Annotated in this window: 10 protein-coding genes; 9 read left to right on the top strand and 1 reads right to left on the bottom strand. The window is 39.2% G+C overall.

Annotation, left to right across the window (positions count from 1 at the left end; all coding sequences use genetic code 11):
- Positions 1-6: 6 nt before the first annotated feature.
- The gene (locus IYQ91_RS02135; RefSeq protein WP_195672929.1) at positions 7-348 is read right to left on the bottom strand and encodes a hypothetical protein; all 342 of its coding nucleotides are present in this window, start codon (positions 346-348) and stop codon (positions 7-9) included.
- An 87-nt stretch (positions 349-435) separates the two neighbouring features.
- On the opposite strand from IYQ91_RS02135, the gene IYQ91_RS02130 reads away from it, so the two are divergent.
- The 9 genes from IYQ91_RS02130 (at position 436) to glgA (ending at position 16126) form a co-directional block, all read left to right on the top strand.
- Positions 436-648 carry a YdbC family protein gene (locus tag IYQ91_RS02130; RefSeq protein WP_003025304.1) on the top strand — a complete coding sequence of 71 codons (213 nt, stop codon included), beginning with the start codon at positions 436-438 and terminating at the stop codon, positions 646-648.
- Positions 649-821: 173 nt separating this feature from the next.
- Positions 822-1715, top strand: a complete 894-nt coding sequence (locus IYQ91_RS02125; RefSeq protein ID WP_195672928.1) for an ABC transporter ATP-binding protein — start codon at positions 822-824, stop codon at positions 1713-1715.
- Positions 1712-2926, top strand: coding sequence for an ABC transporter permease (locus IYQ91_RS02120; protein WP_003030981.1), 1215 nt, complete (start codon positions 1712-1714; stop codon positions 2924-2926). Before IYQ91_RS02125 ends, IYQ91_RS02120 begins: the two co-directional genes overlap by 4 nt.
- Before the next feature lie 120 nt (positions 2927-3046).
- A complete protein-coding gene (gene rexB / locus IYQ91_RS02115) occupies positions 3047-6319 on the top strand; it encodes an ATP-dependent nuclease subunit B (RefSeq protein ID WP_195672927.1) in 3273 nt (1090 codons plus the stop codon).
- Positions 6316-9993, top strand: coding sequence for a helicase-exonuclease AddAB subunit AddA (gene addA, locus IYQ91_RS02110; RefSeq protein WP_195672926.1), 3678 nt, complete (start codon positions 6316-6318; stop codon positions 9991-9993). Before rexB ends, addA begins: the two co-directional genes overlap by 4 nt.
- A 520-nt stretch (positions 9994-10513) precedes the next feature.
- A complete protein-coding gene (gene glgB, locus IYQ91_RS02105; RefSeq protein ID WP_022526692.1) occupies positions 10514-12424 on the top strand; it encodes a 1,4-alpha-glucan branching protein GlgB in 1911 nt (636 codons plus the stop codon).
- Between the two features lie 3 nt (positions 12425-12427).
- Positions 12428-13570 carry a glucose-1-phosphate adenylyltransferase gene (locus IYQ91_RS02100; protein ID WP_003025294.1) on the top strand — a complete coding sequence of 381 codons (1143 nt, stop codon included), beginning with the start codon at positions 12428-12430 and terminating at the stop codon, positions 13568-13570.
- The gene (gene glgD, locus IYQ91_RS02095; protein WP_003030501.1) at positions 13560-14699 is read left to right on the top strand and encodes a glucose-1-phosphate adenylyltransferase subunit GlgD; all 1140 of its coding nucleotides are present in this window, start codon (positions 13560-13562) and stop codon (positions 14697-14699) included. The genes IYQ91_RS02100 and glgD overlap by 11 nt, the downstream gene beginning before the upstream one ends.
- On the top strand, positions 14696-16126 hold the full coding sequence (glgA, locus tag IYQ91_RS02090) for a glycogen synthase GlgA (RefSeq protein WP_003025289.1): 1431 nt from the start codon (positions 14696-14698) through the stop codon (positions 16124-16126). The genes glgD and glgA overlap by 4 nt, the downstream gene beginning before the upstream one ends.
- The last annotated feature ends 18 nt before the right edge of the window (positions 16127-16144 follow it).

Raw genomic sequence — 16144 nt, 5'->3', positions numbered from 1 at the left:
AATCTCCTAGCTGAGGTTGGAATTTCTTTTTTGCGCTTCTCTGATAGTATTTGGAACCAGACGAATCCGCTTAATATCTGAAATACGAATAATCGTTGACATACTTTTCTGGAAGTTTTTAACAATCAATTGCTGACGCTCTTTGTCATATTTGACAATATCACCAGTAAAACTTTTATCTGAAAAAATGACATGTACGCCAGACTTATTTTGCAAAGCTGTTTCAATCGTCTGCAAAATATTGGTGTTGTCTTCCTCTACCTCTTGTGTATCCTTTTTGTAATTGATAAATTCACTTGCGCGCTCTAAAATCATTTCGAGAAATTTTTTCATAGCTAAATTCTCCATAACTTGTTACAATATATTATATAACAAACTCGCTAAAAAAGTAAATTTTTTACGAATAAATCAAGAAAGAAGAAAAAGGAGACAAAAATGTCAGAATTCAAATTTGAGATAGAAGAAAAGTTATTGGTGTTGTCAGAAAATGATAAAGGCTGGACGAAAGAGCTGAATCGTGTGAGCTTCAATGGTGCGCCAGCCAAATACGATATCCGTAGTTGGAGTCCTGACCATACAAAAATGGGGAAAGGGATTACGCTCTCCAATGAAGAATTTCAAGTACTGGTAGATGCCTTTAAGGCTTAGAAAATTACAAATAGAATCAAGGCAAGAGAGTGAGAGATAGTTGAACTGTGGCCAACTGTTGATGGCTCTCTTTTTACTGTAGAAAATAAGGAAATTTTACACAAAAACTTGAAAATACGCTTTCAAAATGTTATGCTATTAAATATAGAGATTAGAATTTTAGGAGGTTTAGGATGCTTGAAATTCAAAATTTAGAAAAAAGTTTTGGGCAAAAACAAGTGCTATTTGGTGTTGATTTCAAAGCTGAATCAGGACAAATCCTCGGTTTGATTGGAAAGAACGGTGCTGGGAAAACAACGATTTTCCACAGTATTCTGCATTTTTTAGAATACAGCGGAAACATTACATTTGATAAGCAACCGATTTCTCAGGAGACCTATCGGAAAATTGGTTATTTGCCAGAAGAGCGGAGTCTGATGCCTAAGATGACTGTTTATGAGCAAGTGCGGTATTTGGCAAATTTAAAGGGAGTACCAAATGCAGTTGTGAAAGAAAAATTACCTCAGTGGATGGAGCGCTTGCAAGTCAAAGGCAAAGTGACCGATAAAATCAAGAGCTTGTCTAAAGGGAATCAACAAAAGGTTCAGCTGATTATCACACTCTTGCATGAACCAAATTTGATTATCCTAGACGAGCCATTTAGTGGTTTGGATCCTGTGAATACCGAGATTTTGAAACAGGTCATTATTGAGGAAAAAGAGCGTGGAGCAACGATTATTTTCTCTGACCATGTGATGACCAATGTGGAAGAATTGTGTGATGATGTTGTTATGATTCGTGATGGGAAAGTCATTTTGGATGGCAGCGTGCAGGAAGTTCGTAATCAATACGGCAAAACACGTCTCTTTGTGTCTAGCTCGCTGTCTCAAACGGAATTAGAAGCACTTCCTCACGTAAGTAAAGTCAATCTAACCAACCAGGGAACATGGCGATTGATATTAGATGACGAAGCAGCTGGTAAGGAATTGTTTGACTTGTTGACTAAAGGACAATATATTGAAACTTTTGACCAACAAGCTCCAACAATTGATGAAATCTTTAAGTTAGAATCAGGGGTGGAAGTATGAAACAGACTTTAATTGTTATCAAAGAAACCTATCTTCGTCATGTCAAGTCATGGAGTTTTGTCTTCATGGTTATTTCGCCTTTCATTTTTATCGGTCTGAGTATGGGAGTTGGTTATCTTTCCTCCATGTCAAATAGTAATTCTAACCGTGTCGCAGTTGTATCAGACAATGCTCAAGTGAAGGAAGCTCTGAAAGATACTAAGAATCTGGATTTCGATTATAAAAATAAAGCAGCAGCTAAGAAAGCTGTAAAAGATGGCGATGTTGGCGGATATTTGCTAGTATCAGAAGCAGACGGGCAAATCAAGGCAACTTATTTTGCAGATACGAGCATGAGTAGTGCTACAAAAATTGAAATTACACAGAAACTGATGCAGTTGCAACAGGTTGCAAATATTAGCCAAGCTAATTTATCAGCTAATCAAGTGAAGCTACTTTCAAGAGCTATTGATTTCAAAGAAAAGATTGATGAGAAGAAAGAAGCGAAGAAGGCCACTCAAACGATTGTCGCAACAGCAATTGGTCTTGTACTTTATATGATTCTCATTGTTTACACAAGCTCAACTGCTCAAGAAATTGCAAGCGAAAAAGGGACGAAGATTATGGAGGTTATTTTCTCCAGTATCAAGGCTTCTGAATATTTCTATGGTCGAATGGCAGGAATTTTTGCAGTTATCTTGACCCATGTCAGCATTTATGTAATCGGCGCTGTGCTGTTGCTTGCTTTTTCAGACCAGATTTCTTTTGTAAAAGAATTCTTAGATGCCAATCCAAATCTGATGAAGCATTTGGGAGAAGCAATTTCCTTTAATACCATTGCTTTCATTACTTTGAGTGTCTTTTTGTTCGTTGTCCTGTCTGCCTTTTTAGGCTCGATGGTAACAAGAATTGAAGATGTTGGGAAAGCTGTTCAGCCTGTTGTGATGCTGATTCTCCTTGGATTTTTGGGAGTGACGGCTCTTGGAAACGCTGGTGACACAATTTTGCTTAAAGTTGGTTCTTTTATCCCATTCATTTCGACTTTCTTTATGCCCTTCCGTGCCATTAACGGTTATGCAAATGGGCTAGAAGCTTGGATTTCATTTGCCATTTCCTTTGTCTTTACCTTAGGAATGACAGTTTATATCGGTCGGATTTACTCCAGCTTAATTTTACAAACAGATGATATTGGCATTTGGAAGAGCTTCAAAAAAGCTTTAGCTTATCATTAAAAATCGTTCTCCACAAGTATTCTTGTGGGGATTTTTTTCTTGAAAAGGTATGTAGTCAATCGCTGTTGAAAAACTTTAAAAATGATATAATAGGACTATATTTTGACAAAAAGGATGATCATGAAATTACTTTATACTGATATTCGCAATCCCTTAACGAAGATTTTGGTAAAAGAAGCAGAGCGCTTGGCACAGGCAGGCAAGCGCGTGTTTTATATTGCCCCTAACTCTCTTTCATTTGAAAAGGAGAGGGCTGTTTTGAGTCTTTTAGAAAACCACGCTTCGTTTGCTATTACAGTGACACGTTTTGCGCAGATGGCGCGTTATTTTGTCCTCAATAATGTGCAGCAAGGCAGACCATTAGACGATATTGGTTTGGGAATGCTGTTTTACAAAGTCTTATCAGAAATGGATGAGCACGATTTGCGGGTGTACGGTGGCATTCGGACGGATGCGCAATTTATTCAGCAATTGGTTGAGCTTTATCATGAATTGCAAGCTGCTCAGATGACCTTTTCGGATTTGGACTATCTAGATGAGGATGAGAAAAAAGCAGATTTGATCAAGATTTTACAGCTAGTGACGCATCAGCTAAATCAGAGTGAATTTATTTCTGAGTCAAATATTATGGTCTTTGCCAATCATATTACAGCAGGTGATGTAGATAAAGAATTGCAAGGATTGGCTTTGGTCATTGACGGTTTTACACGTTTTTCAGCTGAAGAAGCTTATTTGATCGAGCTTTTGCATAGCAAGGGTGTGGAAATCATTATTGGTGTTTATGCCAGTGAGAAGGCATACCGTGCGACTTTTCGAGAGGGTAATCTGTATCAGGCTAGCGTGGATTTCTTGCGCCATTTGGCAAATGAGTATGAAGTGAAACCTGAATATAGACCTGCAAAGCAGCCAGATGATGCTTTTGGAAACATTTCAAAACTGCTAGAAAGCCGCTATGATTTCTCAGATGTTGAGCTGGAGCTGACGGAGCAAGACCGTTCGCATGTACAGATTTGGTCGACTGTCAATCAAAAAGAAGAACTGGAATATGTGGCGAAAAGCATTCGCCAGCGAGTTCATGATGGTGCTCGCTACAAAGATATTCGCTTACTTTTGGGAGATGTGGAAGCCTATCGTTTGCAGTTAAAGACGATTTTTGATCAGTATCAGATTCCTTTTTATTTGGGGCGAAGCGAGTCCATGGCACATCACCCTTTGGTGCAGTTTATTGAAGCGTTAGTGCGTTTAAAACGCTATAATTTTCGGACAGAAGATTTGCTCAATCTTGTAAAAACAGGTCTTTATGGTCATTTAAAGCAAGAAGAACTAGACTTATTTGAGCAATATATTCGCTTTGCAGATGTAAAAGGGATTAGTAAATTTTCTAAAGATTTTACTCATAATCAGCATCAAAAATTTGACCTGATTCACATCAATCAATTAAGAAAAAAAATAGTCACTCCGCTTTTGGAATTTTTTAAATCTCGCCGTCAAACAGCGACAGGTCTGCTCCAGAAATTTCATCAATTTTTGACAGTGATTGCTTTTTCTCAGAATTTTTCTGGTTTGGTAGATTCTACGAATCCGCAAGATCAAGAACGGCAAGAAGAAGTTTGGAAAGCTTTTTGTCATGTTTTGGAACAATTTGCCAGTGTCTTTTCAGCCAGCAAGGTCAAGCTAGATGATTTTCTGACTCTGGTGCAGTCAGGAATGCTGTTATCCAACTATCGAACTATTCCAGCAACAGTAGATGTCGTGACCATTCAGTCTTATGACTTAATCGAGCCTTTGTCAAGTCCTTTTGTCTATGCTGTTGGTTTGACCCAAGACTATTTTCCAAAAATTTCCCAAAATAAGAGCCTTTTGTCAGATGAAGACCGATTACGATTAAATGAAGCGACTGATGAGCGCTCGGAATTGCTGATTGCTGCTCAGGAAAATCTCCAGAAAAATCGTTTTGTCGCTTTGTCACTTCTGAATGCTGCAACGGAGAGGTTGGTGCTCTCCACTCCTCAGATTGTCAATGAAATAGAGAACAACATTTCTCCATATTTGTTAGAATTGCATGAACAACCAATTGGGCTGCCGATTGAAGTGAAGCGTTCGCAGGCAACGAGTGATGATATTGGTACTTATCGAGCTCTGCTGGCGAGGGTTATTGAGTTGAATCAAGGTGATATTGATAAAGAGCGCTCTTTGACGGAGAAAGAACAGACTTTTTGGTCAGTAGCTGTGCGGGTTCTGCGCAAAAAATTGGAAAGCGAAGGTATTTCGATTCCTAATGTAACGTCAAGCCTTGAAACAGAAACCTTGTCAACGCAGACATTGCAAGCTCTTTATCCGCCTCATCAAGCATTTCAGCTATCTACTTCAGCTTTGACAGAATTCTACCGCAATCAATATGCTTATTTTTTGAAGTATGTCTTGGCTTTGCAGGAAGAAATGACGATTCACCCAGATGCGCGCAGCCATGGAAATTTTCTGCATCGTGTGTTTGAAAAAGTCATGCAAGAGCAGTCTAGTGAGCCATTTGATAATCGCCTAGAAAAAGCCATTCAAGAAACCAGTCAGGAGGCAGAATTTAAAACTCTTTATACAGAAAATGCAGAAGCCTTGTTTGCTCACGAAGTTTTGCTGGACACAGCGCGTGCGACAGGACAGGTTTTAGAGAGAAATAAATTGGTAGAAACCATTCAAGAAGAAGCTGTTTTCGGACAGGAAGAAACAAATGTTCTAACCTTGTCAGACGGACGCAACTTTCAAATTCGAGGGAAAGTTGACCGGATTGACCGTTTGAAGATAGATGGCAGTCTAGGCGTTGTTGACTATAAATCAAGCGATACGAATTTTGATTTTCAAAAATTTTTCAATGGCTTAAATTCTCAATTACCTACCTATCTAGCAGCTTTGAAACAAGAGTCGTGGATGAATGAAGAAGCGCATGCTTTTGGTGCTATGTATCTGCAGATGACCAATCCACTTGTGCCTTTAGCCAAGACGAAGTCGCAAGGCGACGCTGTCAAAGAAGCAATGAAGAACCTAGAATACAAAGGTCTGTTCTTGTCTGAGCAGGCTCGTCAGCTGAATGCTTTGTACGATAAAAAGAAAGTGAATCTGTTGAGTCAAGAGGAGTTGGAGACATTGTTGGCTTATAATGCACTCTTGTATCGCCGTGCTGCTGAGCAAATCTTGGCAGGGCATTTTTACATCAATCCTTATACGGAAAATGGCAGAAGTATTGCACCTTTTGTGGAGCAGTACAAGTCCATTACGGGATTTGAAGCTAACTTTCACCTCTCTAGCGCCCGCCATTTGGTTAAGTTAGATAGCCACCCGACAGGTGAAAAGAAGCGTCAAGCATGGATAGAAAAGATGAAGGAGGAGTTAGAAAAATGAGACAGATTCCATTTTTGAGTCAGGAAGAAATCTATGCTTTGCAGGATCAAGAAGCACAGTCTGACAAATCTCAAAAACGTACACCAGAGCAAATCGAAGCCATTTACTCCTCCGGTCAAAATATTCTTGTATCTGCTTCTGCAGGCTCAGGAAAAACCTTTGTTATGGTGCAGCGGATTATTGACCAAATTCTGCGGGGAGTTCGCATTGACCAGCTCTTCATTTCGACTTTTACCGTTAAAGCAGCCAGTGAATTAAAAGAGCGCTTGGAGAAAGAGTTATCCAAGGTCTTGAAGGCAACAGATGATGAGGAGCTCAAACAGCACTTGGCGCAGCAATTAGCCGATATTCCGAATGCCGACATTGGAACCATGGACTCTTTTACCCAAAAGGTCCTCAATAAATATGGTTATCTCCTAGAATTGGCGCCAAATTTTCGCATTTTGCAAAATGCGAGTGAGCAGTTATTGCTACAAAACGAAGTTTTTGAGCAAGTTTTTGAAGACTTCTATCAATCTGATCAGGCAACTTTGTTTAAAAAATTAGTCAAAAATTTTACAGGTCAGAGGAAAGATTTGCTTGGTTTTCGAGAGCAGGTTTATAAGATTTATGCTTTTTTGCAATCCACCAGTAATCCAATAGCATGGTTAGAAAAAGACTTTTTGAAAGGCTATGAGCGTGCGGATTTCCAAGAAGAAGCGCGACTTTTAGCACAAATAAAAGAAGCTCTTTATGACCTAGAAGATTTTTTCCATTATCATTTGGCGAATGAAGCCAAGGAATTTCCCAAAGCAAAATACCTTGAGAATGTGCAGAGCGTGCTTGATTGTCTGGTAGGCTTACAAGAGCAGTCCTCTGAGGAAGCTTATCTCACAGCACTTGATAGAATTGTAGAGATTTCACGCGCAAGCAATGGCAAAGCCTTGACAAACAGCGGACGAAAAGAAGAATTAAAAGAAATCATCAACGCCTATAATGAAAAGCGCAAGGAAAAGATTCAAGTTTTACGAGATTTGGCAGATCAATTTTACCGTTTTGAATTTCAAGTGACCTATCATGAGGAAGCCAAGGAAATCTTGCTTGTCTTGCAGCAATTTATGAAATCGTTTGTGACAAGCTATCTACAACGGAAAAAAGAAGAAAATGCGTTTGAATTTGCGGATATCAGTCATTTTGCCATTCAGATTTTGGAAGAATTTCCTGATGTGCGCCACTTTTATCGGACAAAATATCATGAAGTCATGGTGGACGAGTATCAGGATACCAACCACACGCAGGAGCGTATGCTGGAGCTGTTATCAAATGGGCATAATCGCTTTATGGTGGGGGATATTAAGCAGTCTATTTACCGTTTTCGTCAGGCTGATCCGCAGATTTTTAATGAGAAATTTAAAACCTATCAAGAGGATAGCCGGCAAGGGAAATTGCTTGTTTTGAAAGAGAATTTCCGCAGTCATGTGGAAGTCTTGGAAGCCACGAATGACGTTTTCAAACGCCTCATGGATGAGGAAGTGGGAGAAATTGATTATAATGAAACGCATTATCTGGTAGCTGGAAATCCTGCTAAAAAAGCACCAAATCCACAATATCAGACGGAATTTCTCATTTATGACGGAACGCTTGAGACGGATAATGAGGAGAATGACAAGGATGTTTCTTCTGTTTCTGCAGGAGAAGTAGCGCTGGTCATTAAGGAAATTATCCGTCTGCACAATGAGGAAAATGTCCCATTTGAAGATATGACATTGCTAACGGCTTCGCGGACGCGCAACGATGTGATTTTATCTGAGTTTGCCAAATACGGTATCCCAGTCGTTTCAGACGGTGGCGAGGATAATTATTTGCAATCTGTAGAAGTTATGGTGATGTTGGATACCCTGCGTACGATTAACAATCCGCTCAATGATTATGCTTTGGTGGCACTTCTAAAGTCACCAATGTTCACCTTTACTGAGGATGAATTGGCTCGTTTGGCCTTGCAAAAAAAGGTGACAGAAGCTACTTATGTTACTCATCAGGAAAATCTCTATGAGAAATTGAAAAATGCTCTGAGTGGGAACGGTCAACATCCCGAACTCATCACACCTCCTCTTTTAAAGAAAATCCAGCAGTTTCAAAAAATACTGCTGGATTGGCGAGAGTTTGCAAAAATAAATTCGCTCTATGATTTGCTTTGGAAAATTTATCAAGACCGCTTTTATTATGACTATGTAGGAGCCCTACCAAATGGAGCAGGGCGTCAAGCGAATCTCTACGCTCTTACTTTGCGAGCAAATGACTACGAAAAGATGAGTTTTAAGGGCTTGTCGCGTTTTATTGGGATGATTGATAAGATCTTAGAAACTCAAAATGATTTGGCGAGTGTCGTTGTTGCGGCTCCGAAACATGCAGTCCGCTTGATGACAGTTCACAAGAGCAAAGGTTTGGAATTTAAATATGTCTTTTTGCTTAATATGGATAAAGTCTTCAATCGTAAGGATAGTAGTTCTGCTTTGATTCTCAGTCGTCAAAATGGCGTCGGCATCAAGTATGTCGCGGACGTAGTGGTAGACGCTGCTGATGAGTTAGCGCCTAACCATGTTCGCTTGTCTATTGATACTCTTCCTTATGTGCAAAATGAGCGTGAGATTCATTTGGCAAGTATTTCTGAGCAAATGCGTCTGCTCTATGTTGCTATGACGCGGGCAGAAAGAAAGCTGTATCTGGTTGGCAAAGGTCGTCAAGAAAGCCTGGAGAAAAAGACCTTCCCTGCTCCTGAAAATGGTCGTTTAGCAGCCTCCATTAGGCAAACTATGACAAGTTTTCAAGACTGGATTTGGGCTTTACAGACAGTCTTTGAGAAAGACGATTTAGCTTTTTCAACACAATTTGTGACGGATAGCGATTTAACAAGTGAGAAAATAGGTCAGTTAAAGCTGAAGGAACGGATTGTCGAGGAGAACTTAGCGCACAATCGCCAGTCTGAGGATATTCGTAGGGCTTTGGATATTTTGGAAAATGTGGACAGGCTAAATACTCAGTATCGAGCAGCCATCCATTTGCCAAGTGTTCGGACACCGAGCCAAATCAAGAAATTTTATGAACCGGTCATGGATACAGACGGTGTTGAGATTATGGAGAAAAAAACTCCAGATTTTATTGGAAAAACTTCTTTTGAACTACCTGACTTTGCTAAAAAAGCCCCTGTTACAGGAGCGCAAATCGGTAGTGCTGTCCATGAACTGATGCAGCGTATTCCTTTAAATCAATTGCCTACAATAGCTATTTTAAAGGAAATATTGGCTCAGGTTCAGGCAGAAGAAACTGTCAAAAAGAAGATTGATTTGCAAAAGATAGCTAGTTTCTTTGAGACAGAGCTTGGTCAACTACTCTTAAAGCAGGCAGATAAAGTTTATCGTGAAGCTCCATTTGCTATGTTAAAGCAAGATCAAGCGAGCGGACAGGATTTTGTAGTCCGTGGAATTTTGGATGGTTATCTCCTACTGGCTGATCGTATCGTTCTCTTTGATTATAAGACAGATCAATATACAAATCCAAGTGAATTAGTGGAGCGCTACCAGGCACAATTAGCACTTTACGCTGAAGCTCTTCGTCGTTCGTATGGTATTGAAAAAATAGAAAAATATCTAGTGTTGTTGGGCGGAGTTCAACTTCAAGTAGTAAAAGTAGACTAGATAAGATTTTTAGAGAATTGGGCTGATGAATGCTCCCAATTCTTTTTTACAAAAATAGAATCCTCTATTTCCGAATATTTGAGTTGTAAAAAAATAAAAAAGTTCACAAATCAGCTGATTTTTTAGAAAAAGTTATTGAAAATTTCAGAAAAATACGGTAAACTAGTATGTAACCAGACGATGGAGGAATGATATTTGAAATTATATCCTGTTGTTGCAATTCAATCTTATAAACTAAATCAAAAGGCGACTTTGTGTGGCCTTTTTTGTAAAGCTGTCTAGACCTTTATGAAAATTTTCATTTAAAAAAGTTTACTCTTTTATCGACTATTTAGTAGGAATGGAATGAAAAGTTTAAAATTTTAACAAAATCTAGTTATTTTTGCTAATAGTGGGCATTATTTGAAGAAATGTTCGGTTTTGAGAATTTTTTGTAATAATAATGGAAATTTACTTGAAAAGCAATAGGAAAAATAGTAAAATAGAATCATAGAAAACGCTTACAAAACGAGGTGAAAAAATGGATAGACAAGAAGCATTGAGAACTTTTACCACAGGTGAAAATTTCCATTTGCAGCACTATTTGGGGGCTCATCAAGATGAAGTAGATGGGCAAAGTGGCTATACATTTCGTGTATGGGCACCGAATGCTCAGAGTGTGCATCTGATTGGAGACTTTACCGACTGGTATGAAAATCAAATCCCTATGGCACGTAATGAAGGTGGCGTATGGGAAGTGTTTACGGATTTACCTAAGGAAGGAGACATTTACAAATACAACATCAAACGAAGTAGCGGGCAAGAAATTTTGAAAATTGATCCGCTGGCAGTTTATTTTGAAAAACGTCCTGGTACAGGTGCAGTAATTCGGACGATTCCAGAAAAGAAATGGAAAGATGGTCTATGGTTAGCTCGCAGAAAACGTTGGGGATTTTTCTCACGTCCAGTGAATATTTACGAAGCTCATGCAGGTTCCTGGAAGAAAAATGAGGATGGTAGCCCGTATTCATTTGCTCAATTAAAAGATGAACTGATTCCTTATTTGGTTAAAATGAATTATACTCATGTGGAATTCATGCCACTAATGGCGCATCCACTTGGATTGAGCTGGGGTTATCAGCTAATGGGATATTTTGCACTTGAGCACACGTATGGAACGCCTGAAGAGTTTCGTGATTTTGTTGAAGAATGTCATGTCAATAATATCGGAGTTATCGTTGACTGGGTGCCGGGTCATTTTACTATCAATGATGATGCCTTGGCTTATTATGACGGTACACCTACGTTTGAATATCAGGATCATGACCGTGCCCATAATTACGGCTGGGGCGCTCTTAACTTTGACTTAGGAAAGAATGAAGTGCAGTCTTTCTTGATTTCTAGTATCAAGTTTTGGATTGACTTTTATCACTTAGACGGAATCCGTGTGGATGCTGTTAGCAACATGCTCTACCTAGATTATGATAGTGGTCCATGGCAACCAAATATTGACGGGGGCAATCGCAACTACGAAGGCTATTACTTCCTTCAACGCTTGAACACGGTTATCAAACTGGCTCATCCAGATGTCATGATGATTGCAGAGGAAAGCACGAGTGATACAAAGATTACAGGTATGGCAGAAATGGGTGGTCTTGGATTTGACTACAAGTGGAACATGGGCTGGATGAATGACATTCTGCGCTTCTACGAAGAAGACCCAATTTACCGCAAGTATGATTTTAATCTAGTAACCTTTAGTTTTATGTATGCTTTCTCTGAAAACTTCTTACTGCCATTCTCTCATGACGAAGTGGTACATGGTAAGAAGAGTCTCATGCATAAGATGTGGGGAGATCGCTATAATCAATTTGCTGGTCTGCGAAATCTTTATACTTATCAAATATGTCACCCAGGGAAGAAATTACTATTTATGGGCAGCGAATGGGGACAATTCTTAGAATGGAAATGCGAAGAATCTTTAGAATGGCGTGATTTGGCTGATAATATGAATGCCAAGATGCAGCATTTCACTTCTCAGCTCAATCAGCTTTATAAAGAAAATCGCGTTTTGTGGGAAAATGACTTGAGTTGGGACGGTTTAGAGATTATTGATGCGGATAATACAGATCAAAGTGTACTTTCCTTTATTCGGAAAAATGACAAGGGAGATATGTTAGTTTGCGTCTTTAATATGGCTCCGGTAGAACGCAAAGACTTTACCATTGGTGTTCCGGTAGCAGCCATATATGAAGAAATTTGGAATACGGAATTAGAAGAATGGGGAGGTGTGTGGAAAGAACACAATCAAACAGTTCAGTCTCAAGAAGGCTTGTGGAAGGATTATCCTCAGACGTTGACCTTTACTTTGCCAGCATTAGGGGCAAGTATTTGGAAAATTAAACGTCGTGTGAAATCAGCAAATGGAAGTAAGAAGTCCAAAAAGGAGTAACAGATGAAGAATGAAATGCTAGCTTTGATTCTTGCCGGTGGGCAAGGAACACGCCTTGGAAAACTCACTCAAAGTATTGCCAAACCAGCAGTACAATTTGGTGGACGCTACCGTATCATTGACTTTGCTTTGTCCAATTGTGCCAATTCAGGAATTCATAATGTTGGTGTCATTACTCAATACCAACCATTAGCTTTGAATAGTCATATTGGGAATGGTTCTAGTTGGGGACTGGATGGTATTAACACAGGAGTTTCTATTCTCCAGCCGTATTCAGCAAGTGAAGGAAATCGTTGGTTTGAAGGAACTAGTCATGCGATTTATCAAAATATTGATTATATTGATACTATCAATCCTGAGTATGTCTTGATTTTGTCTGGTGACCACATTTACAAAATGGACTACGATGATATGCTTCAGTCTCACAAGGATAACAATGCCAGCTTAACAGTAGCTGTTCTAGATGTCCCTCTGAAAGAAGCCAGTCGTTTTGGTATCATGAATACTGATGCTAATAATCGCATTGTCGAATTTGAAGAAAAACCAGCTGAACCTAAGTCTACTAAGGCTTCTATGGGGATTTATATCTTTGACTGGAAACGCCTGCGTAATATGCTGGTAGCTGCTGAAAAGAGCAATGTAGATATGTCTGACTTCGGTAAGAATGTTATTCCAAATTATCTTGAATCCGGCGAAAGTGTCTATGCTTATGAATTTAAGGGATATTGGAAAGATGTTGGAACGATTGAATCACTTTGGGAAGCCAATATGGAATATATTGATCCAAACAATGCTTTAGATAGCCGAGATCGTCAATGGAAAATTTATTCACGTAACTTGATTTCCCCACCAAACTTCCTTGGAGAAAATGCTCATGTAGAAGATTCTTTGGTTGTGGACGGCTGTTTGGTAGACGGAACAGTTAAACATTCGATTCTTTCTACGGAAGCTCAAGTGCGTAAAGATGCAGTTGTAGAAGATTCTGTGATTATGAGTGGTGCTATCATTGGTCAAGGTGCAAAAATCAAACGTGCTATTATCGGTGAAGGAGCTATCATTTCTGATGGTGTAGAAATTGATGGGACAGACGAAGTACAAGTTATCGGATACAATGAGAAAGTGGGGGTACCATCAGATGAAGATTGATAAATATTCAGCAATTTTAGGAAATACAGTTGGATTTCATGATATGTCTACTTTGACAAATCATCGTCCAGTTGCCAGTTTGCCGTTTGGTGGGAAATATCGTTTAATTGACTTTCCGTTGTCTAGCCTGGCCAATGCAGGGATTCGGAGCGTCTTTGGCATTTTCCAACGAGATAATATTAGTTCTGTCTTTGACCATATCCGTTCTGGACGTGAATGGGGGCTGTCTACTCTTTTGAGTCACTACTATCTTGGTATTTATAATACGCGCGTAGAAAGTTCTACTGTTGGTAAAGAATACTACGAGCAATTATTGACCTACTTAAAACGTTCAGGCAGCGATCAAACGGTAGCATTGAACTGTGATGTTTTGGTGAACATCGACTTGAACCAAGTCTTCCACTTACATGGTACAACTGCTCAACCGATCACAGTTGTCTATAAAAAATTACCAAAAAAAGGAATTTCCGAAGTCAATGCTGTTTTGGAAATTGATGAAACAGATCATGTGAAAAATCACCATCTTTTTGATGATAAAAAAGATCAGGATTTGTACAACATGTCAACGGATATCTTTGTTGTGGATACACCTTGGCTGATTGAAAAGTTAGAAATAGAAGCACAAAAAGAATTTCCTCAAAAATTACGTTATGTTTTACGTGATTTAGCAGCTCAGGAAAAAGCGTTTGCTTATGAATATACGGGTTATTTAGCAAATATTCATTCTGTCACTTCGTACTTCAATGCCAATATTGATATGCTTGATTCACAAAAATTCTATTCCCTTTTCTCTCCAAATCAAAAGATTTATACGAAAGTAAAAAACGAAGAGCCAACTTATTATGCAGTCGGTTCTAAGGTTTCAAATGCTCAATTTGCTTCTGGCAGTATTATTGAAGGAGAAGTGAGTGGTTCTGTCATTTCTCGTAATACTCGTATTAAAAAAGGAAGTCGTGTAAAAAACAGTATTCTTTTCCCACGTGTCCTTATTGGCGAAAATGCTGTTGTAGACTATGCAATCTTAGATAAGGGTGTTGAGATTGCTGAGAATGTGACCGTTCGAGGAACAGTTGATAACCCAGTTGTTCTTAAAAAAGGCGAAAAAGTGACAGAGGATAGAATTCAATGAAAATTTTATTTGTAGCAGCAGAAGGTGCACCTTTTTCTAAAACAGGAGGATTGGGAGACGTCATTGGCGCTCTCCCTAAATCTCTTGTGAAAGCTGGTCATGAAGTGGGTGTCATTCTTCCATACTATGATATGGTGGATAAAAAGTTTGGCGACCAAATGGAAGACTTGTTCCATTTTGAAGTGAAGGTCGGTTGGCGTGGTCAATATGTAGGCGTGAAACGTACAGTTTTAAACGGTGTTACCTTCTACTTTATAGACAATCAATACTATTTCTTCCGCGGACATGTTTATGGCGATTTTGATGACGGCGAACGCTTTGCCTATTTCCAAATGGCAGCTGTTGAGTTGATGGAAAGAGTAGATTTTATTCCAGATGTTCTCCATGTGCATGATTATCATACAGCGATGATTCCATTTTTGGTGAAAGAAAAATACCATTGGATTCAGGCTTATCATGGTATTCGGACTGTGTTAACCATTCACAATTTAGAATTTCAAGGGCAATTTTCTGATGGCATGCTCTGGGATTTGTTTGGAGTGGGTTATGAGCGTTATGCAGATGGTACCTTGCGTTGGAATAACTGCTTGAATTGGATGAAAGCAGGGATTTTGTATGCAGATCGGGTGACAACCGTATCACCAAGCTATGCGCATGAAATCATGACCCCAGAATTTGGATGTGGTTTGGATCAAATTTTACGAATGGAATCTGGTAAAGTATCAGGTGTTGTCAATGGAATCGATACAGATATTTATAATCCAGAAACGGACAATTTGCTGGAGTACCATTTTAATAAGGATGACTTATCTGGTAAGTTGGCAAATAAGCGTGCTTTGCAGGAAAAAGTTGGTTTGCTTGTGCGAGACGATGTGCCTTTGGTAGGAATTGTATCTCGTTTAACTTGGCAAAAAGGCTTTGATTTGGTTGTGGATCAGTTGCACAATTTATTGCAAGATGATGTGCAAATTGTTCTTTTAGGCACAGGAGACCCGTCTTTTGAGCAATCATTTGCTTGGTTTGGTCAAGCTTATCCAGAAAAATTATCTGCCAATATCACTTTTGATGTGAAATTAGCGCAAGAAATTTATGCAGCTTGTGATATGTTCTTAATGCCAAGTCGCTTTGAGCCATGTGGATTGTCCCAAATGATGGCCATGCGTTATGGAACATTGCCACTTGTACATGAAGTTGGTGGTCTTCGTGACACCGTTCAACCCTACAATGCTTATGAAGGAACAGGAACTGGATTTAGCTTTAATAATTTCTCAGGCTACTGGCTGAAATGGACGTTTGATATGGCTGTCAGCCTCTATCATAACGATAAAGAAGCATGGCAGTCGCTTCAAAAGCAAGCTATGGAGCGTGATTTCTCATGGGACACTGCTAGTCAGGCCTATAGCCATTTGTACCAATCTCTTTATTGATAGAAAGGAGTTTGCCGT

Source organism: Streptococcus sp. HF-2466, from assembly GCF_015594645.1.
GTDB lineage: Bacteria > Bacillota > Bacilli > Lactobacillales > Streptococcaceae > Streptococcus > Streptococcus anginosus.
Note: the sequence above shows the minus strand (reverse complement) of the source record. Positions and strands in the feature narration are given on the sequence as shown.